General features: G+C 70.8%; 14 protein-coding genes. 10 read left to right on the top strand and 4 right to left on the bottom strand.

Annotated elements, in window-relative coordinates; translation table 11 throughout:
- Window positions 1-471: 471 nt before the first annotated feature.
- The 6 genes from ACFWBB_RS19900 to ACFWBB_RS19875 all read left to right on the top strand — a co-directional run bounded on the left by ACFWBB_RS19900 (window position 472) and on the right by ACFWBB_RS19875 (window position 7,832).
- A complete protein-coding gene (locus tag ACFWBB_RS19900; RefSeq protein WP_385273793.1) occupies window positions 472-1,500 on the top strand; it encodes an ABC transporter permease in 1,029 nt (342 codons plus the stop codon).
- 82 nt (window positions 1,501-1,582) lie between these two features.
- The gene (locus ACFWBB_RS19895; RefSeq protein ID WP_385273790.1) at window positions 1,583-3,367 is read left to right on the top strand and encodes an ABC transporter substrate-binding protein; all 1,785 of its coding nucleotides are present in this window, start codon (window positions 1,583-1,585) and stop codon (window positions 3,365-3,367) included.
- 228 nt (window positions 3,368-3,595) lie between these two features.
- Window positions 3,596-4,576, top strand: coding sequence for an ABC transporter permease (locus ACFWBB_RS19890; RefSeq protein WP_385273786.1), 981 nt, complete (start codon window positions 3,596-3,598; stop codon window positions 4,574-4,576).
- Between the two features lie 15 nt (window positions 4,577-4,591).
- Window positions 4,592-5,617 carry an ABC transporter ATP-binding protein gene (locus ACFWBB_RS19885; RefSeq protein ID WP_385273783.1) on the top strand — a complete coding sequence of 342 codons (1,026 nt, stop codon included), beginning with the start codon at window positions 4,592-4,594 and terminating at the stop codon, window positions 5,615-5,617.
- A 26-nt stretch (window positions 5,618-5,643) separates the two neighbouring features.
- On the top strand, window positions 5,644-6,705 hold the full coding sequence (locus tag ACFWBB_RS19880) for an ABC transporter ATP-binding protein (RefSeq protein ID WP_385273780.1): 1,062 nt from the start codon (window positions 5,644-5,646) through the stop codon (window positions 6,703-6,705).
- A 341-nt stretch (window positions 6,706-7,046) separates the two neighbouring features.
- On the top strand, window positions 7,047-7,832 hold the full coding sequence (locus ACFWBB_RS19875) for a BTAD domain-containing putative transcriptional regulator (RefSeq protein ID WP_385273777.1): 786 nt from the start codon (window positions 7,047-7,049) through the stop codon (window positions 7,830-7,832).
- 25 nt (window positions 7,833-7,857) lie between these two features.
- On the opposite strand, the gene ACFWBB_RS19870 is transcribed toward ACFWBB_RS19875, so the two are convergent.
- Window positions 7,858-11,631 carry a BTAD domain-containing putative transcriptional regulator gene (locus ACFWBB_RS19870; protein WP_385273774.1) on the bottom strand — a complete coding sequence of 1,258 codons (3,774 nt, stop codon included), beginning with the start codon at window positions 11,629-11,631 and terminating at the stop codon, window positions 7,858-7,860.
- 331 nt (window positions 11,632-11,962) lie between these two features.
- Here ACFWBB_RS19870 and ACFWBB_RS19865 point away from each other — a divergent pair, with 331 nt between their 5' ends.
- Window positions 11,963-12,763, top strand: a complete 801-nt coding sequence (locus tag ACFWBB_RS19865) for a HEAT repeat domain-containing protein (RefSeq protein WP_385273771.1) — start codon at window positions 11,963-11,965, stop codon at window positions 12,761-12,763.
- 31 nt (window positions 12,764-12,794) lie between these two features.
- Here ACFWBB_RS19865 and ACFWBB_RS19860 read toward each other — a convergent pair whose 3' ends face one another.
- Window positions 12,795-13,301: a DinB family protein gene (locus ACFWBB_RS19860; RefSeq protein ID WP_385273768.1), complete on the bottom strand. Its 507-nt coding sequence runs from the start codon at window positions 13,299-13,301 to the stop codon at window positions 12,795-12,797.
- 97 nt (window positions 13,302-13,398) lie between these two features.
- Here ACFWBB_RS19860 and ACFWBB_RS19855 point away from each other — a divergent pair, with 97 nt between their 5' ends.
- A complete protein-coding gene (locus ACFWBB_RS19855; RefSeq protein ID WP_385273765.1) occupies window positions 13,399-14,139 on the top strand; it encodes a class I SAM-dependent methyltransferase in 741 nt (246 codons plus the stop codon).
- A 304-nt stretch (window positions 14,140-14,443) separates the two neighbouring features.
- Here ACFWBB_RS19855 and typA read toward each other — a convergent pair whose 3' ends face one another.
- Both typA and ACFWBB_RS19845 read right to left on the bottom strand, forming a co-directional pair.
- Window positions 14,444-16,351, bottom strand: coding sequence for a translational GTPase TypA (gene typA, locus ACFWBB_RS19850; protein WP_385273762.1), 1,908 nt, complete (start codon window positions 16,349-16,351; stop codon window positions 14,444-14,446).
- A gap of 159 nt (window positions 16,352-16,510) precedes the next feature.
- Window positions 16,511-18,766 carry an ABC transporter family substrate-binding protein gene (locus ACFWBB_RS19845; protein WP_385273759.1) on the bottom strand — a complete coding sequence of 752 codons (2,256 nt, stop codon included), beginning with the start codon at window positions 18,764-18,766 and terminating at the stop codon, window positions 16,511-16,513.
- A 318-nt stretch (window positions 18,767-19,084) separates the two neighbouring features.
- Here ACFWBB_RS19845 and ACFWBB_RS19840 point away from each other — a divergent pair, with 318 nt between their 5' ends.
- Together ACFWBB_RS19840 and ACFWBB_RS19835 are read left to right on the top strand one after the other, a co-directional pair.
- Entirely contained in the window at window positions 19,085-19,375 is a 291-nt protein-coding gene (locus tag ACFWBB_RS19840; RefSeq protein ID WP_385273756.1) for a hypothetical protein, read from the top strand.
- An 18-nt stretch (window positions 19,376-19,393) separates the two neighbouring features.
- Complete coding sequence (locus ACFWBB_RS19835) at window positions 19,394-20,227, top strand: hypothetical protein (RefSeq protein WP_385273753.1); 834 nt, start codon at window positions 19,394-19,396, stop codon at window positions 20,225-20,227.
- Window positions 20,228-20,239 lie beyond the last annotated feature (12 nt).

Genomic DNA, 20,239 nt, shown 5'->3' with positions numbered 1-20,239 from the left:
TCAACTTAAAAGGTGCATAGCGCACACGGGCCGCGCCCAACGGGAGGCCACAGGAGGGCTATCCGGGGGACGACGCAAGAGCGCCGGACGCGGGCAGCAGGTTCCTGCAGGGGGGTCGAAAAGGATCTTCTTCGCAGGTCACAATGGATCTCCCATGCGGTGCGCAACGAATCACCGGCATCCGTTGCCGAACCGTTGGATTACGAACCCGAGATGTACGCATTCCGACACCCTGGCGTCCGAATATCGAACTCCTTGCCCGTTTCGCCCATTTGGCCCGAATTCGAACACGGAACGATTACGGCGCGCTACACGCGTAGCTACGGTTCGGCCAAGTAGAAGCAAAGAAAGTAAAGAGAAGACCAAGGCGGACCAGAATTTATTGACCTTGAATGAATTACGTTGAAAAAGTCCGGCGTAGCCCGTAGGGAGAGCCCTGCGGGGTCCTTGACCCACAGGGCACGGAGCATCATGACCCCCCCAACTCCTTCCCCGGCCACCGCTCTCGAGGTGACCGACGAAGACAGTGCGACGCCGGCGAAGCCCTCGGCCCCCAAGGGCAACGAGAGCCGTTCGCCGGGACGGCTTGCCTGGAGCCGATTCAAGCGCGATCGCGCGGGCGTCATATCCGCCTATGTGGTGATCTTCTTCTTCGTCGTCTCGATCGGCGCGCCCCTCATCGCCAAGTTGTACGGAAAGGACCCGTACACCACTTATGGCATGAACATCCCGGGCCTGCTCAACGAGTTCAACTTCCCGATCAAGCCGAACGGGGGCATGAGCAGCGAGTTCTGGTTCGGCGTGGAGCCGCAGCTCGGCCGCGACGTCCTGACGTTCCTCCTGTACGGCATGCGCAACTCGCTGCTCATCGCCACGGCCGCCACCCTCATGACGACCCTGCTCGGCGTCGTCATCGGCATCACCGCCGGCTACCTGGGCGGCAAGACGGACTACCTGGTCGGCCGGGTCATCGACATCCTGCTCGCCTTCCCGCAGACCCTGTTCTTCATCGCGTTCTGGCCGGTCGTCCTGGCGATCTTCGTCGCCCCGGACGAGAACACCCCGATCTGGCTGACGGTCACCAGCCTCATCCTCGTGATGACGGCGTTCGGCTGGGCCTCCATCGCCCGTCTGCTGCGTGGCGAGGTGCTGGCCCTGCGCGAGCGGGAGTTCGTGGAGGCGGCCAAGGTCACCGGCGCCTCGCCGACCCGGATCATCTTCAAGGAACTGCTGCCCAACCTCTGGACGCCGATCCTCATCCAGTCGACCCTTCTGCTGCCCGCCTATGTCACGGCGGAGGCGGGTCTGGCGTTCCTCGGTGTCGGCCTCACGGACCCGACTCCGGACTGGGGCGTCATGCTCCAGTTCGGCGCCAAGTACTACCAGGACGACATCACCTTCATGCTCTTCCCGGGCCTGTCGATGGTGATCTTCGTAGTGGCCTTCAACCTGCTCGGCGACTCGGTCCGCGACGCTCTGGACCCGAAGACCAAGCGCTGAACCACCCCACTCCGCCCGGGCGACGGGGCCCGGACGGAGCGCACCACGTACCTTCGTCACTCCAGTAGAAATCGGGTCAGCCATGTCTCTATCCCGCAGAAACTTCGTCATAGCAACGACAGTCGCCGCCGCGGGGTCGACGCTCCTCTCGGCGTGCAGCAGCGGCGATGCGGGAGGCGGCAGCTCCACTCCGAGCGGGGGCGCCACCGAGTACACCGGCGCCACCGTCACCGTGGGCACCAAGGCCGACTCGACCGGTCCCGCCCCCGAGATCACGGGCGCCAAGAAGGGCGGGACGATCTACGGCATCGCGCCGGACGACTTCTCGCACCTCGACCCGCAGCGCATCTACTACGCGTACAACTCCACCGCCGCCCTGCTGCTGCACCGCTGCCTCACCGGTTACAAGATCGACTCCAGCGGCCACCAGAAGCTGGTCGGCGACCTGGCCGAGGACACCGGCACGATGTCCAACGGCGGCAAGACCTGGACCTTCACGCTGAAGGAGGGTCTGAAGTGGCAGGACGGCACCGAGCTGACCGTCGATGACGTGCGCCACGGCATCGAGCGCCTGTGGGCCCCGTTCATCATCGAGTCCGCCACCTACGTCCAGATCGCCCTCACCGGCAAGGGTGGCAAGTGGCGTGACGCGTACGAGGGCCCGTACAAGGGCAAGCACCTCGCCGAGCTGGTGACCGACAAGGCCAAGCGGACCATCACGTTCAACCTGGCCGAGGCCCGCCCGGACCTCAACTTCACGCTGGCCATGCACTCGTACGCCGCGGTGTCCCCGAAGCTGGACACCAAGGAGAAGTACGACAAGATGCCGGCCGCCTGCGGCCCGTACATGGTCAAGAACCACGTCACCGACAAGTCGATGACGCTGACCCGCAACAAGTTCTGGGACCCGAAGACCGACTCGATCCGCAACAACTACCCGGACGGCTTCGAGTTCACCTTCGGCATCGAGACCCTGGACGGCGTGGACCGCCTGATCGCCTCCCAGGGCAACGACGCCTACGCGGTGTCCATCTACAAGGGCGTGCCCGCCGAGCGCATCCAGAAGGTCCTCACCGACCCGGACATCAAGAAGCGCACGTTCAACGGCCTGCTCACCGGCACGTACTACTACGCGATCAACACCAAGCGCGTCACCGACCTGAAGGTCCGCCAGGCCCTGAACCACGCCTGGCCGCTCCAGCAGATCCGTCAGATCTACGGCGGCCCGTCCTCCGGCGACTTCGCGACCACGATCCTCAGCCCCGACATCCTGGGCCGCGAGAAGTTCGACGTCTACGGCAAGCTGAAGACGCCGCAGGGCGACCCGGCCGCCGCGAAGAAGCTGCTGAAGGAGGCCGGCAAGGAGGGCATGAAGGTCGTCTATGCCTTCCCGGCGGACCCGACGTACAACAAGACCAAGGTCGTCATCGAGAACGCGCTGAAGGCGGCGGGCTTCACCCCCATCATCAAGCCGGTCGACTCGACGACGTACTACGACCAGATCGCGAAGGTCGACAACACCTTCGACGTGATGTGGTACGGCTGGTCCCCGGACTGGCCGACCGCCTACACGATGATGCAGCCGCTGTTCGACAGCGCCAGCGTCGGTGACGGTCTCTACAACGTCTCGCAGACGAAGATCCCCTTCATCGACGAGGCGATCCAGAAGAACATGGTCATCACCGACCAGAAGAAGGCGGGCGCCGCCTGGGCCGCGCTCGACAAGAAGATCATGACCGAAGTCGCGCCGATCATCCCCGAGATGTACCAGCGCCGTTACTACGTCTACGGCAACAAGGTCGGCGGAGCGCAGTTCGACCCGAACTTCTCCGCGACCCTGCTCTACAAGACGTTCGTGAAGGCCTGACGACCGGCCCTCGTGGCGGGGGGGGGGGGGGGCGCCCCCCCCCCCCCCCCCCCCCCCCCCCCCCCCCCCACCCCCCCCCCCCCCCCCCCCCCCCCCCGACAGCCAGAAAAAACACCCCGCCCTACAAGCCGTTCGTGACGGCCTGACGACCGGCCCTGGTGGGGGGGCGGCCTCCGGCCGCCCCGCCTCCTTCCCCCCTTCGGCATCCGTCAGGAAACCCCAACTGCCATGCTCCGCTTCCTTGTCCGACGAATCCTCGGCGCCGCTGTGATCCTCGTGGTCATCAGCGCCATCGTGTTCGTCCTGTTCTACGCCGCCCCGCGCGACCCCGCCCGCATCGCCTGCGGCAAGGCCTGCACCCCCGAGACCCTGGAGCTGGTGCGGAAGAACCTGGGGATCGCCGATCCGCTGCCCGTGCAGTACTGGGACTGGCTCAAGGGCATCTTCGTCGGCCGTGACTACACGTCCTTCGGGCACTGCCCCGCGCCCTGCCTGGGCTTCTCGTTCCAGAACCGCGAGCCGGTCCTCGGGATCATCGCGGACCGCTTCCCGACCACCCTGTCGCTCTCCCTGGGCAGCTCGGTCATCTACCTGACCTTCGGCATCGGCGCGGGCATGCTGGCCGCCGTGAAGCAGGGCAAGGCGTTGGACAAGATCGCCAGCTCGGCATCGCTGATCGCTTCCTCGATGCAGATCTACGTCGTGGGCGTGCTCGCCACGTACCTGCTGGTCGACCAGTGGAAGGTCCTGAACCGCGCCAGCTACACGCCGTTCACCGACGACCCGGCCGCCTGGGCCCAGGGTCTGCTGGTGCCGTGGATCGTCCTGTCACTGATCTGGACGGCCAACTACACGCGTATGACGCGCTCGCAGATGGTGGAGGCGCTGAGCGAGGACTACGTCCGCACCGCCCGCGCCAAGGGCCTCTCCCGCCGGAAGGTGTTCTTCCGCTTCGCCTGGCGCGGCGCCATGGGCCCGATCGTCACCATCTTCGGCCTCGACCTCGGCGTGTTGCTCGGCGGTGCGATCATCACCGAGTCCACCTTCAGCCTCCAGGGGCTGGGCATGCTCTCTGTCAAGGCTGTCAGCACCAACGACCTGCCCATCCTGCTCGGCGTCGTCCTCGTCGCCGCGGGCGCGATCGTCGTCTTCAACATCGTCGTCGACGCTCTGTACGCCCTCATCGACCCGCGCGTGCGCCTCGCCTAGAGGAGAGAGAGAACCATGAGCACCCCCTTCCTCTCCATGCGCGATCTGCGTGTGCACTTCTCCACCGAGGACGGCGTCGTCAAGGCCGTCGACGGACTCTCCTTCGACCTGGAGAAGGGCAAGACCCTCGGCATCGTCGGCGAGTCGGGCTCCGGCAAGTCCGTCACCAACATGGCGATCCTGGGCCTGCACGACCCGCGCAACACCTCCCTCGACGGCGAGATCACCCTCGACGGCAAGGAACTGATCACCGCGACCGAGCGCGAGCTCGAGCAGCTGCGCGGCAACAAGATGTCCATGATCTTCCAGGACGCGCTGGCCTCGCTGTCGCCGTACCACACCATCGGCGCGCAGATCGGCGAGACGTACCGCAAGCACACGGGTGTCTCCAAGAAGGAGGCCCGGGCGCGGTCCGTCGAGATGCTGCGCCGGGTGGGCATCCCGCAGCCCGACGTGCGCATCGACGACTACCCGCACCAGTTCTCCGGCGGTATGCGCCAGCGCGCGATGATCGCCATGGCGCTGGTCTGCGACCCCGAGCTGCTGATCGCCGACGAGCCGACCACGGCCCTCGACGTGACCGTGCAGGCCCAGATCATGGACCTGCTCAAGGACCTCCAGCAGGAGTTCGGCACGGCCATCATCTTCATCACGCACGACCTCGGCGTCATCGCCGACATCGCGGACGACGTCCTCGTGATGTACGGCGGCCGGTGCGTGGAGCGGGGCACCAAGGAAGAGGTGCTGCGCAGCCCGCAGCACCCCTACACGCTGGGCCTGCTGGGCTCGATGCCGAGCCTGGACGGGCCGGTCGACGTGCCGCTCACCCCCATCCCCGGCTCGCCGCCCTCGCTGCTCAACCCGCCGTCCGGCTGCCGCTTCCACCCCCGCTGCACGTTCGCGGAGAAGGTGGAGGGCGATCTGTGCGCCACCGAGCAGCCGGCGCTGAAGATCGTGGACGGACGGGGCTCGGCGTGTCACCTGACCCCCGAGCAGAAGCGCGACCTCTTCGCCGACTTCGCCACGGCGCGGACCAACTGACGTAGAAGAGACGGGACTTCATTACCATGAGCAGCACCACCCCCCTCCTTGACGTCAGCGGTCTGACCAAGCACTTCCCGATCAAGGGCGGCTTCCCGATCCGGCGTACGGTCGGTGCCGTGCAGGCCGTCGACGGGCTGGACTTCCAGGTCGCCGAGGGCGAGAGCCTGGGTCTGGTCGGCGAGTCCGGCTGCGGCAAGTCGACGACCGGCCGGCTGATCACCCGACTGCTGGAGCCGACGAGCGGCAGGATCTCCTACCGCGGCGAGGACATCACGCACGCGGGCCGCAGGCAGCTGGCGCCGATCCGCTCCGAGATCCAGATGATCTTCCAGGACCCGTACGCGTCGCTGAACCCGCGCCAGACGGTCGGCAAGATCGTCTCCGGGCCGATGGAGATCAACGACATCCACCCGGCCGGCGGTCGCGAGGCACGTGTGCGCGAGCTGCTGGAGATCGTGGGTCTCAACCCCGAGCACTACAACCGCTTCCCGCACGAGTTCTCCGGCGGCCAGCGCCAGCGCATCGGGGTCGCCCGCGCGCTGGCGCTCGAGCCCAAGCTGATCGTGGCCGACGAGCCGGTCTCCGCGCTCGACGTGTCGATCCAGGCGCAGGTCGTCAACCTGCTCCAGCAGGTCCAGCGGGACCTGGGCATCGCGTTCGTCTTCATCGCCCACGACCTGGCCGTCGTCCGGCACTTCTCGCAGCGGGTGGCGGTCATGTACCTCGGCCGCATCGTCGAGATCGCCGACCGCGACGACCTGTACGGCAGTCCGCGCCACCCCTACACCCGGGCGCTGCTGTCCGCCGTACCCGAGGCCACCGTGCAGGACGACGACACCCGGGGTCGTGAGCGCATCCGCCTCGTCGGCGACGTGCCCTCGCCCATCAACCCGCCCTCCGGCTGCCGCTTCCGCACCCGCTGCTGGAAGGCGACGGAGAAGTGCGCGACGGAGGCGCCGCCGCTGGTGCAGGTCGAGGGCGACAGGCCCGGCCACCTGACGGCGTGCCACTACCCCGAGACCGCGGACGTCGTGGCCGACGTGCCGGCCCCGCGTCTGGCCAAGGACCCCGAGGCGGCGGCCTGACACACCCCTTTTCGTCAGCCGCCCCCTTCCGGAGCGGACTTTCCCGGCCCATTGACCCGAGCCCATGAACGTCCGGTCCGGGGGACGAAGGCCCGCGCTCACCCAGCGCGGGCTTTCACCTTTCCCGGGCCTGAGAGGCCTGACGGGCCCGCAGGGCCCGCAAAGGGCGCGGGGAACTGCGCGACCGGCCACGACGAAACCGCCCCCGCCGACGCACCGCATCCCGGCCCGCCCCCCGCCGCGCGTCCGCCGAGCCGGCGGCAGCCGTGCAGCATCCATGCGCCAGCCGAACACCACGCGCGCACAGTGGTCACTCGAGTGGTTCGAGGTACGGGGGGCACATGGAGATTCAGCTACTGGGATGCGTCGAGGCCCGCGCCCGCTCCGGCGACAAGCTGCCGCTTCCGCACGGCACCAAGCTGCTGCTGGCGGCACTGGCCTGGACCCCCGGCGCGTTCGTGGCCGACGAGACGCTGATCGAGCGGGTCTGGCAGGAGCGCCGGCCGCAGCACCCGCGTGACGCCCTGTACATCCAGGCCACCCGGCTGCGGAAGGCGCTGCGGGCAGACGGACAGCGGACCGAGGGATTCGAACTGATCCGCAAGCGCGGCGGGTACGTCCTCGCCATCGACGAGCGCCTCGTCGACACCGCGCGCTTCCGCGCCCTGGTCCGGCAGGCCCAGCACGACGCCCGCGCCGGGGAGACCGACGCGGCCCTCGGCCTGTACGGGCGGGCCCTGGAGCTGTGGCGGGGCGAGCCGCTGTCCGACGTGCGCACGGCCTGGGCCGAGTCGGCGCGGGTGGCGCTGCGGCGCGAGCACCGGGACGCGCTGATCGGCAGCACCGAGCTGTACCTGCGGGCGGGGCGGCACGAGGAGTGCCTGCCGCAACTGCACTGGCTGGCCGAGATGCACCCCTTCGACGAGAAGGTCACGGGCCTGCTGATGCTCGCCCTGCACCGCGGGGGACGGCAGGCGGACGCGCTGCACTGCTTCCAGGTGCTGCGCCTGCGGATGGTCGACCTGCTGGGCTGCGAACCCGGCCCGGACCTGCGGGCCCTGCACCAGCGCGTCCTCGCCCGCGACCCACGGCTGCGGCTCGGCAGCGCGTACGCCACGTCCGTCTGAGCGGGGGCGGACCGGGCCGGCCGGGTCAGCCGTCGAAGTGCTCGGTCAGGTACAGGGTGAGGCGGGACTCCGCGTCGGGAGGGAGTTCACGGTGCCGATGGCGGGGCGGCGCGCCGGGCGCACCGGGCGCGCCGGGAGGGGACTGGATGCCCAGCGTCGCGTACAGGGCGGCTGCCTCCGTCCTGGCCTCGTGCGCCGACTCGGTGTCACCGTCGGCCTCGTGGACGGAGGCCAGGGCCGCCGCGGCACGGGCGTGCAGGAGACGTTGGCCGGAGTCCCGGGCCAGAGTGGCCGCCCGGGCCGCCGCGGCACGGGCCCGGGTGCGGAGGGCGTCGGTTCCGGCGTCGGTTCCGCCGTCGGCGCCGATGGCGACAGGGGGCTCGGGATCGGCGGCGGTGGGCGGCCTGGCGCCGGCGCCGGTGTCCGGCTCGGCGCCGGAATCGACGGCGGGCTTGGTACCGGTGCCCGGCCCGGTGTCGGCCCTGGGCTCGGGCCCGGTGTCGGCCCTGGGCTCGGGCCCGGTGTCCGCCTTGGGCTCGGGCCCGGTGTCGGTCCCGGGGTCCGTCCCGGGCTCGAACCCGGTGTCCGGCCTGAGCTCGGGATCGGTGTCGGTCCTGGGCTCGGGCTCGGGCCCGGTGTCGGCCCTGGGCTCGGGCCCGGTGTCCGCCTTGGGCTCGGGCCCGGTGTCCCTCCTGGGCTCGAGCCCGGTGTCGGTCCCGGGGTCCGTCCCGGGCTCGAACCCGGTGTCCCTCCTGGGCTCGGGATCGGTGTCCAGGAGGGTCAGGGCGGTGGTGAGGTGGACGCGCGGGAGGGCGAGGGGGGTGCCGTCGGCCGCGAGGCGTTCCGCGCGCTCCAGGTGGTCCAGGGCATCGGCCGGACGGCCCTGGGCGCGGGCCAGATCGGCGCGGGCCAGCAGGACCTCGACGAGGCCCGCGCGGTGGCCGGTGCGCTCGGCGATCTCGAAGGCGTCGTCCAGGTGTTCGGCCGTCTCGTCGGCGCGACCCGCGCGCAGTTTCACCAAGGCGACCCCGACCAGGCTGTCGACCTGGCAGTTTCGGTTCTCCACCCGTCGCGAGACGGCGAGGGCGTCCTCGTAGGCGAGGAGCGCGCGGTCGTCCTGGCCGGCGTCGGCGCGGACCCGGCCCAGCGCCTCCAGGGCCACGGCTTCCGTGTAGGTGGACCCGGAGTCGCGGGAGACCAGGAAGCAGGTGCGCAGCGCGGCCGTCGCCTCGTCGAACCGGGCCTGCCGCTGCCGGACCAGGGCGAGGTTGACGAGGGCCATCGCGCGGTTGTGGTGGGCCGTGTCGCCGATCAGGTCGAGCGCCGCGCCGGCCGCCTCCTCCGCCTCGTCCAGGCGGCCCAGGGCGAGGTTCAGGGAGGCCGTGTTGATCAGCATGATCTCCACGTTCTTGACGTTGTCCAGGGTGCGGTAGAGCGCGAGGGCACGGTCGTAGCAGGGCAGCGCGCGGCGCAGCTCGCCCAGCAGCTTGAGGGTGACGCCCTTGCCCTGGAGGCTGCCGGCCTCGCCGTACGCCCAGCCCGCCCGGCGCGCCAGCTCCTCCGCCTCCTCGTACTCCGCCAGGGCGCCCCGCAGGTCCCCGTTGCGCCAGCGGGCGCTGCCCAGGGACAGGCACATGGAGGCCTGGCCGACCTCGTCCCCGCCGCGCGCGGCCACCTCCCGGGCGAGGGTGGCGAGCCGCATCCAGTCGGAGAGCGGACGGCGGTGGTGGAAGAGGTCCTGGAGCGCGTCCACCAGCCACCACACGTAGGGCGCCGGGCCGTGCTCGGCGGCGTGCCCGATCGCGGCCGCGATGTCGTCCCACTCACCGTCGAACCAGGCGTACGCCTCCTCGGTTGTGGCGAACTCCCTTTGCAGTGAGCCCTCGACGGCGGGCGGACGGGTCCGCATGACGTACAGACCGGCCGTGGCGGCCGCGTTGACGACGCTCTGGAGGTAGTGGTCCAGGACGCGGGTGACGGCGGCGGCCCGCTCCTCGGGCGTGTCCTCGACGGCCGTCCGGTCGCGGGCGTACTCGTGCACGAGGTCGTGCCAGGCCGGACGGCCGTGCTCGACGTCGCGCAGCAGATGGACCCGCTGGGCCAGCCGCAGCAGATCGGCCAGGCGGTGTTCGTCGGTCCCGGCGGCGGCGGCGGCCGCCGGGACCGACCGGCCGGTGCCCGGCAGTACGCCCAGCGACCGGAAGGCGTGGCGGGCCTCGCCGGGCAGCGCCCCGTACGACAGGTCGAGCGCGGCCCGTACCGCGACGGACTCCTCGCCCTCGACGTGCAGCCGGGCCAGTCGCCCCCGGTCCGCGAGGTCACGGACGTAGGCCCGGATACTGCCCGGCCGGTCACCGATCCAGGAGCCCGCGACGCACAGGGCGAGCGGCAGGTGGTCGCAGAGTTCGACGAGCCGTGCCGCGGCCTCCGGATCGGCGGCGACGGCCTCCGCGCCGACCGCGCCGCTGATCAGCTCCAGTGCGGCGGCGCTGTCGAGGACGTCGCAGGACACCCGGTAGGCGCCGTCCAGGGTGACCAGGCCGCTGAGCTTGTCGCGGCTCGTCACCAGCGTCAGCGAACCGGCCGAGGCGGGCAGCAACCGCCGTACGTACGAGGCGTCGGCCACGTCGTCGAGGACGACCAGCACCCTGCGGTCCGCGAGCAGCGTCCGGTACAGCGCGGTCTGTGCCTCGGCGCCCAGCGGGATGTCTCGCGGGGCGCAGCCCAGGCCCTGGAGGAGCAGCGGCAGCGCTTCGCCGGGCGTCATCGGCTCGGCGTTGTCGAAGCCGCGCATGTCGAGGAAGAGCTGGCCGTCGGGGAAGCGGTCGGCGACCCGGTGGGCCCAGTTCAGCGCCAGGGCGCTCTTGCCGACGCCCGCCGGTCCCACGATCAGGGCGAGCGGTTCGGCGGTGCGCAGACAGGAGTCGAGGCGGTCGAGTTCCCGTCCCCGGCCTACGAAACGGCGTGGGGTGGGCGGGAGTTGGCGCGGCACGGGGCGCTCGGGCGCGGACGCCGGTGCGGGCCGCTCGGGCGGGGCGCCGCCGAGGACACCGCCGCCTCTCAGCAGCCGCTGGTGCAGATCCCGGAGGTCGGCCGAGGGATCCATGCCGAGTTCGTCCACCATGCGCCGGCGCAGCGCGGTGTACAGCTCCAGGGCCTCCGCACTGCGGCCGTCCCGGTGCAGGGCGCGCATCAGCAGGCCGTGCGGGCGTTCACGCAGCGGGTGGGCGGCGGTCAGCCGGAGGAGTTCGGCGATGGCCTCCCGGTGCCGGCCGGTCTCGATCCCCGCCTCGGCGACGCCCTCCCTGGCCACCAGGTGCAGTTCGCCGAGGCGTTGGCGCTCGGCCTCACGCACCGCGACCTCCGACAGGTCGGGCAGCGGCTCGTCCCGCCACAGCGCGAGGGCCTGCTCACCGCAGCGCCGGGCGGTCCGCCAGTCCCCGTCGGCCGCGGCCCGCGAGGCCTGCCTGATGAGGTTCTCGAACGCCAGCAGGTCGAGTTCGTCCGGGCCCACGTGCAGGACGTAGCCGGGCCGCCGGGTGGTCAGTAGCTCCGTCCCCGCCGGGCCGAGCGCGCGCCGCACCTCGGCGACGAGGGCCCGTACCCGTGCCGCGCCCGCGCCGGGCGGGCGGTCGTCCCACAGGCACTGGATCAGCCGGTCGACGGAGACGACATGGTTGGCGTGGAGCAGGAGCACGGCGCACAGCGCGCGTTGCCGGCCGGTGAGTGCGACGGCCCGTCCGTCGATCTCGACGTCCAGGGGTCCGAGCAGGCGGAACCGGGGCCGTGGGGTGAGCATTCACAGAACGTAGTCCAGGGGGGACGGCCGGGCAACGCCGACCTGCACGAACGGGAACGGCCCACCGCCCGGACGTCGCGTTTCGGCCAACCTCGGGGTGGAGCAACGTAGTAGTGCGCCGCGGTGGAGCGGCGCGGCCGCGGTCGGCACCGTGCCGGGTACGGCATCCGTGTCTCAAGCCGAAGCGGGGCGGGCGCCGCGTGTCCCCCGTCGGTCGCCCGCCCCGCACCCGGAGTCTTGCCGAGCCGCCTTTCCGGGTCCCTTCAACGGTCTTTCATCCGCCCTTCATCCCCGCCCGACCAGCGAAGACACTCGTCTAACATGCACGGCCATGGCGATGTTCGTGCATCTGACGTCCGCGGCGAACGCGCCGCGCATCCGGCGGTCCGGTGTCCGCGCGGCCGGTGTGGGGCAAGGGGGTGCGCGCGGAGTCCACTGCTTCCCCGTGCTGGCGTCGTACACCCTCACCCACCAGTGGCTGCGTGAGCTGGCCCGGTTCGGCAGCCGGGGCGGGCTGGTCGCCGTCCAGGTGCGGCTGGACGACGCCGAGGAGGTGCTGGCCGGCCACTACCGGGACCGCGCGCGGGACGCGCAGGCGACCGTCACGGCCGCGGAGGCGGTACGGCGGATCGCGACGCTGGAGGACCCGCGGGGCTGGGAGGTGTTCGTGCCCCGGGCGATCCGGCCGCGCGAGATCCACCGCATCCGCAGCGCGCCGCAGGTGGTGGGCTGGAGGTATCTGCCGGACGCGCACGGGACCCGTCCCTGTACCTGTTTCGGGTGCCGGGTGCGCGGCGGACACGGGGCCCGGCGGCTGCTCGAGCGGCTGCCGCACCCACTGGACGGGCCGCCCCCGCCGCCCCGGGTGCTGCTCGCCCGGGTCGCGGCGGCCGGTGACCCCGGAGACCCGGCGGCCCTGCGGGAGGCGCTGCACTGGTTCGGGATGCGCGGGCGGGGCCCGCTCGCCGAACTGGCCCGGCTGTCCGGGCATCCCGACCCCTCGGTGCGGGAGGAACTGGTGTGGGCGGTGGCCCGCTGGTCCACCCCGGGCGTCGCGGACCTGCTGGACCGCCTCGCCGCCGACCCGGACCCGGACGTCCGCGATGCGGTGGAGGCGGTCCGCGAACCCTAGGGCCGACCGGCGGCCCGACCCGGGGAAGGCCCTAGACGCCGGTGCGGCCGTCGATCAGCTCGCGCAGGATGTCGAGGTGGCCGTTGTGCCGGGCCGTCTCCTCGATCAGGTGCAGGAGGATCCACCGCAGGTCCACCTGCCGGCCGTCACGTGTCGCCCGCCGGGCCCTGGTGTCGAGTTCCTGCCCTGCCACCAACTCCCGGTGGCGCTGGGCGTGTTCGGCGTACGCGTCGAGCACCTGCGCGAGCGGGAGGTCGACGGCGACGCGCATCTCGCGGTCGGGGTCCTCGTCGGTCCACGGCCCCTCGTCCTCCTCGCCGAGGAACACGACCCGGAACCAGTAGTACTCGACCCAGCGCAGATGGTTGACCAGACCGCTGGGCGTCATCAGGGGCGAACCCGGCAGGGGCGCCCTGCGGGCGTCAGCGTCGGAGAGGTCCTCGCACTTGGCGCGGGCGGTGTCGCGCGCGTAGTCGAGGTAGGTGGTGAGCTGGGTGCGCTCGTCCCACGCGGGGGGCATGTCGTCTGTTCTCGTCATCGCGGACGAGCATGTCGATTGCCGGTCCGCCTGTCGAGGCGAAATGGATGTTCTGGATCTTGGCCTGTGTCGCACCGGGGTGTGGAAGACTGCCGCGGTGGTCGATCATTCGTTCGCGGATCTGACACTCGCCGCACTGTACGACAGCATCAATCCGTGGGGGCCGGACGACGACTTCTACCTGAACCTGGTGAGATCCGCCGACTCGGTGCTCGACGTCGGCTGCGGCACGGGCCGGCTCCTCGCCCGGGCCGCGGCGGCCGGCCACCCGGGGCGGCTCCTTGGCCTCGACCCCGCGGCCGCGATGCTCGTACAGGCCCGGCACCGGGCACCCGGCGTGGAGTGGCTGCTGGGAGACCTCAACGCCCGCCTGTGGCAAGGGGACTTCGACCTCGCCGTCATGACGGGCCACGCCTTCCAGGTGCTCCTCGGCGACGAGGAACTGCGCACCGCGCTGCGGGCCGTACGGTCGGCCCTGGGCCACGGCGGGCGGTTCGTGTTCGAGACCCGCAATCCGGCCGCGCGGGCCTGGGAGAACTGGACCCCGGACCAGGTCCGCGAGGTCACCGACGCCGGCGGCCGGGCCGTACGGGTCTGGCACGAGCTCGAGGACGAACCGTACGACGACCGGGTCACGTTCACCGAGACCTTCGACTGCCCCGACTGGCCCCGGCGCCACACCAGCCGCGCCACCCTCCGCTTCCTCACCCCGGAGAACCTGACCGGTTTCCTGACGGAGGCGGGGCTCCGGGTGGAGGAGCAGTACGGGACCTGGGACCGGGGCCCGCTGACCCCCACCAGCCCGGAGATCATCACGGTGGCGACCCCGGCCACCTGACGCAGAAGCCGGCACCGGCCGATTCGGATCCACCCGCCCCATTGCCGGACGGCCGCCGTCGGCGGCCGGACATCAGATCAGTGACACACGCCGAGGACGGGGCGGGCGGGCCGGTGAGGGAAGACTTGGGCCGCTTGAGTGGCCTGGGGATCCTCCTTTCACATGACTGTCGAGCGCGGATCCCCGCATGGCGGACGGTCGGTACCGGGGAGCCCCGAAAAACGGGTCGCGAAAAGCCCGGGCGTCCCCATGACGAGGACACCCGGGCTTCCGGAGTGTGCTGCGGCGGTGAACTACCCGCGGATCAGCCGTGCTTGGCGCGGCTCGCGGAGCGGGCGCGGTCGCGCTGGTCGAGCACGACCTTGCGGATGCGGACCGCCTCCGGGGTCACCTCGACGCACTCGTCGTCACGGCAGAACTCCAGCGACTGCTCGAGCGACAGCTTGCGCGGCGGCACGATCGCCTCGAACGAGTCGGCCGAGGACGACCGCATGTTCGTGAGCTTCTTCTCCTTGGTGATGTTCACGTCCATGTCGTCGGAGCGCGAGTTCTCGCCGACGATCATGCCCTCGTACACCTCGGTGCCGGGGTCGGTGAACAGCACACCGCGCTCCTGGAGGTTCGTCATCGCGAACGCGGTGACGGCACCCGAGCGGTCGGCGACCAGCGAGCCGTTGTTACGGGTCGTCAGCGTGCCGAACCACGGCTCGTGACCCTCGTGGATGGAGTGGGCGATACCCGTGCCGCGCGTACCGGTCAGGAACTCGGTACGGAAGCCGATGAGGCCACGGGACGGAACGACGAACTCCATGCGGACCCAGCCCGAGCCGTGGTTGGACATGTTGTCCATCCGGCCCTTGCGGACGCCCATGAGCTGCGTGACGGCGCCCATGTGCTCCTCGGGCACGTCGATCGTCATGCGCTCGACGGGCTCGTAGACCTTGCCGTCGACGTCCTTCGTGACGACCTGCGGCTTGCCGATGGTCAGCTCGAAGCCCTCACGGCGCATCTGCTCGACCAGGATGGCCAGCGCCAGCTCACCGCGACCCTGCACCTCCCAGGCGTCGGGGCGCTCGGTGTCCAGGACACGCAGCGAGACGTTACCGACCAGCTCGCGGTCGAGGCGGTCCTTGACCTGACGGGCCGTGACCTTGCGGTCCTTGACCACGGCCTTGTTCTCCGCGCCCTTGCCGGTACCGCCACGGCCGACCAGCGGCGAGGTGTTGGTGCCGATGGTCATGGAGATGGCCGGCTCGTCCACCGTGATGAGCGGCAGCGCGATCGGGTTCTCGGGGTCGGCCAGGGTCTCGCCGATCATGATCTCCGGGATACCGGCGACGGCGCAGATGTCACCCGGGCCGGCCATCTCGGCGGGCTTGCGGGTGAGCGCCTCGGTCATCAGCAGCTCGGTGATGCGCACGTTGGACATGGTGCCGTCGCGCTTGATCCACGTGACGGTCTGGCCCTTGCGCAGCTCGCCCTGCTCGACGCGGAGCAGCGCGATACGGCCGAGGAAGTTGTCGGCGTCCAGGTTGGTGACGTGCGCCTGGAGCGGGGCGGCCTCGTCGTACTGCGGGGCCGGGACGTGCGAGAGGATCGTGGAGAAGAACGGCTCCAGGCTGTCGCTGTCCTGCGGGACCGTGCCGTCCTCCGGCTTGGTCAGCGAGGCGACGCCGTCCCGCGCACACGCGTAGACGATGGGGAACTCGATCTGCTCCTCGTCGGCGTCGAGGTCGAGGAAGAGGTCGTAGGCCTCGTTCACGACCTCGTCGATGCGCGAGTCCGGCCGGTCCGTCTTGTTGATGCACAGGATGACGGGCAGGCGGGCCTGCAGCGCCTTGCGCAGCACGAAGCGGGTCTGCGGCAGCGGACCCTCGGAGGCGTCCACCAGCAGCACGACGGCGTCGACCATCGACAGGCCGCGCTCCACCTCGCCGCCGAAGTCGGCGTGACCGGGGGTGTCGATGATGTTGATGGTGATGACGTCCCCCCCGTCCTTGGGGTGGTACTTCACCGCCGTGTTCTTGGCGAGGATCGTGATGCCCTTCTCACGCTCCAGGTCGTTCGAGTCCATCATGCGGTCGTCGAGCGACTCGGCGGCGTGCGCGGCGAAGGCGCCGGCCTGCTTGAGCATGGCGTCGACCAGAGTCGTCTTGCCGTGGTCGACGTGGGCGACGATGGCTACGTTGCGAATGTCGTGGCGCGTGGCCATAAAGCGGCGTTCTCCCGGAGTGTGAGGGGGACCCTGCTGCGTACGTCTGTGTTACGCGGGCCCTGCCGGGCTCACGCCACGGCCTCACCCCATGGTACGTGGCCCGGCGGGGGACGGCCTCCGCAGGGCCACTCGGCTCACTTCGCACGCCCCCCGCGCCTACTTCTCGGACGGGCTCGCGGAGGCTTTCGCGCCCTTCTTCGCGCCCTTCTTCAGGAAGCCCATGTCCTCGTAGACGGGGGTCTGGAAGCCGAAGGCACCCGCGTTGACCACGGTCTTCCGTACCGCCGTCAGCTGCGGGCGCTGGTAGAGAGGAATCGATCCGGCAGCCGCCCAGATACGGGAGTCCGCCTTGCGGATCAGGGACCGCTGTTCGTCCCGGTCCAGGGTCGAGACCGCCTGTTCGAACAGTTGATCGACCTGATCGGTGCCGACCCGGGTGTAGTTCTGCTCGACGCTCAGCGAGCCGTCGGCGGCCGGCACCGGCTTGGCGTAGATCGGCCGGGCGTCGGTGGCGGGGAAGGCGGACGCCGGCCAGGAGTACAGGGCGAGGTCGTACTGACCGGAGGCGACGTGGTCCTTGAAGTAGCTCTCGTCCGAGACCTTGGTGATCTCGGTGCCGATGCCGACCTTCGCCAGCATCCTGGTGATCCGCTCGGCGACCGCCGCCAGGGGCTCGGAGCCCGGGCCGGACGGCAGCACGAACCGCAGACTGAGCGCCTTGCCGTCCTTGGCCAGCGCCTTGGCCGGGGCGGCGCCGGCCGGCGCCGCGGTGCCCTTCGGGGCGGGGGTGCCCTTCGGGGCGTAGGCGCCGGGGACGCCGCCCTGGTGGATCTGCTTGTACTGCTTGCCGTCCTGGGCGAGCTGCTGTCCGTCCTCGCCGCTCCTGCGCGTGCTCTCGCCCTTCGCGGACCGCCGCTTCTCCGCGCGGCCCGTGCCGGCCCGCGCCTTGTCGTCCTCGCCCACGACGTAGGCGCCGTCGCCGTCGCCGTCCGTGGAGTCGTCGCCGGAGCCGGCCTTCTTCCCCGCCGACCCGGCCGCCTTCTCGCCCTTCTCCTGCTTCTTGACCGGGCCGCCCGGCACCCACCCCGCGTCGGCGAGCAGCGCCTGTGCCTCGGTGGTGTCCTGGCCGCCCAGCGCTCCGCTGCTGTCCGCGTACGCGTCCTGCCCGGCCAGGGCCAGGTGACTGCCCACGGGTTCCGCGGGCAGACCCAGCGGCTTGAGCACGACCTTGGCCAGTTCCCTGCGGTCCAGCGCCCGGGCGACGGCCCGCCGCACCCGCTCGTCCGCCAGCGGCCCGTCCGCGCCGTTCAGCGCCAGCTGGGTGTACGCGGGCTCCAGCGATCTGCGTACCTCGAAGTCGCGCAGCGCCTTCTGCTGCAGTTCCCACTTCGCGATCGCCTTGCGCAGCTTGCTGCGGGCCTCGACCTCGTCGTCCGCCGTGTCCTCGTCCGAGCCGTGGGCGAGGGCCCAGGAACGCAGCGCCTTCGCGGCGGTGCGCCCGGACCCGGGGCCGGCGAGCGGTCCGGCCGTGCCGTGCGCGGCGCCGTCGACGCGCTGCGCGGCGGCCGGGTCGATCTCGGCCAGGTCGACCTTTCCGGCGGCCAGCGCGGACGCCCGCTCGTTCCTCGGGACGGCCGTCAGCACGATCTCGGAGAGCTTGGCCGGCCGGCCCCACCAGCGTGCGTTGCGGGTCAGGCTCACCTGGTCGTTCTTGCGGTCGACCTTCTTCAGCACGAACGGCCCGGCCGTCACCTTCAGTTTGCGGCGCGCCCCGTCGTTGAAGGCGTCGGGCGTGCCCATGACGTCCTTCGGGTACAGCGGGGAGAACAGCGACCGCCAGTCGGCGTAGGTCCGCTTGAAGGTGACCCGGACCTCCAGGTCGTTGGCCCCGCGCTCGATCTTCTCGATGCGGTCGTAGCCGGCGTTGCGGGCGGTCCAGTAGGCGCTGTCCTTGCCCGCCAGGGCGCGCCACTGGGCGGCGAAGTCGGCGGCGCCGATCTCCCGGCCGTCGCTCCAGACGGCCTGCTGGTTCAGCTTGTACAGGACGACCTGCTTGGGCTCGGTGTCGACGACCTTCGCGGACTCCAGGTAGTCGGCGTCGCGCTGCGGCCGTCCGGTCGCGTCGAGCCGGTACATCGAGGGCAGGACGGCCTGGGCGACCCGGGTGGTCGTGGCGTCGGCGTCCGACTGGAAGGTGTTGAAGGTGTCCGGCACCGTGTCCACGGCCCAGCGCAGTGTGCCGCCCTCGGCGATCCGGGCGCGGCCTGCCGGGGCGATGTCCTGGTGTGCCAGGGGCTTGCCTGCCTCGTCCGCGGAGCCGCAGCCGGACAGCAGGGGCACCGCGAGCGCGCCCGCGGTGAGGAAGGCGACCGAGCGCATGACCGCGCTCGGGCCGACGCCGTCGTGGGACATCTCTGGTACCTCCGGTGAGCCGCTGCCGCCGGTGACCGGAACACCCCGGAAACATGGACGCGAATGCGTCGACGCGGGTGCGTTTTGATCACGTTTGGCGGTATTTTGGAGTTGATCAGATCTATTGCTCACTGAAGAGGAAAGGGTTCGCCTGCCGAGGGCGACACGGCGGCGGGGCCCGTCAAGGCCACTCGTGCGGAGCAACGCACCCGCCAATCGCTGCACACGCCTTCACATCGACCGGTGTGACGCGCAACACTCGCAGGCGCATGAACGTTGCCGTCCAGGGCCCAGCCCCCACGGAAGCGAGGACTTCTCATGTCCGTGCACGACGACCTGACCACCGCCCAGCGCTGCCTCGACGACCTCTCCCGGTCCGTCGGCCGCCTGGAGCAGCAGCTCGGCAGCTCAGGCCTGGAGATGCGCCGGGTCCGAACCGACGCCGACCACCTGAGGGAGAGCGTCGCGCTGCTGCGCGAGGCCGCGTCCCACCCGGGCTCGTCGCGCGGGCCCGAACTCGTCACCATCCCCGACACCCCGTACGACGACTCCCTGTGGATCGACACGGACGACGAGGGACTCGGCGCCCGGGGCCGGCACGCCCCCTGACCCGACCGGAGTCCCGACTTGGCCACTGGTACGGAACCCTCACCCACCGACCACCGTCCCCCGAGCGGCGTACGCGGCGCCGGACGCGCCGCGATCGCCGCGCCCCACCTGCGGACCGACCGCTGGTGGCTGGCCCCCGCGGCCACCGCCGCCGGCCTGCTGGCGTTCATCGCCTACTCGACCTGGCGCGCCTTCGCGAACGCCGACTACTACGCGGCGCCGTACGTCTCGCCGTTCTACTCACCCTGCCTGGCGGAGAACTGCCGCACCATGCGGGCCGGCCCCAACTGGGACCTGTTCGGCGGCTGGTGGGGGCTCTCCCCCGCGATCCTCATCCTGATCTTCCCGCTCGGCTTCCGCCTGACCTGCTACTACTACCGCAAGGCCTACTACCGGGGCTTCTGGGCCTCCCCGCCGGCCTGCGCGGTGGCCGAGCCGCACAGGAAGTACACCGGCGAGACCCGCTTCCCGCTGATCCTCCAGAACATCCACCGGTACTTCTTCTACGCGGCGATCCTCGTCGCCGGGGTCCTGACGTACGACACCGTGCTCACCTTCCGCGACGAGCACTACGCGTGGGGCCACATGGGCCTCGGCACCCTGGTCTTCCTGCTCAACGTGGCACTGATCTGGGCGTACACCATCTCCTGCCACTCCTGCCGGCACATCGTCGGCGGCCAGCTGAAGCACTTCTCCAAACACCCCGTGCGCTACCGGGCATGGCGGTTCGTGGGGAAGCTGAACGCCCGCCACATGCTGCTGGCGTGGTCGTCGCTGGTGAGCGTGGCGCTCGCCGACTTCTACGTCTATCTCGTCGCGTCCGGTGTCTTCGACGATCCGAGGTTCTTCTAGATGAGCGGGGTC

It is taken from the genome of Streptomyces sp. NPDC060000 (assembly GCF_042737375.1).
GTDB lineage: Bacteria > Actinomycetota > Actinomycetes > Streptomycetales > Streptomycetaceae > Streptomyces.
The sequence above is the reverse complement of the archived record's forward strand: the minus strand, read 5'-3'. Positions and strand labels throughout refer to the sequence as shown.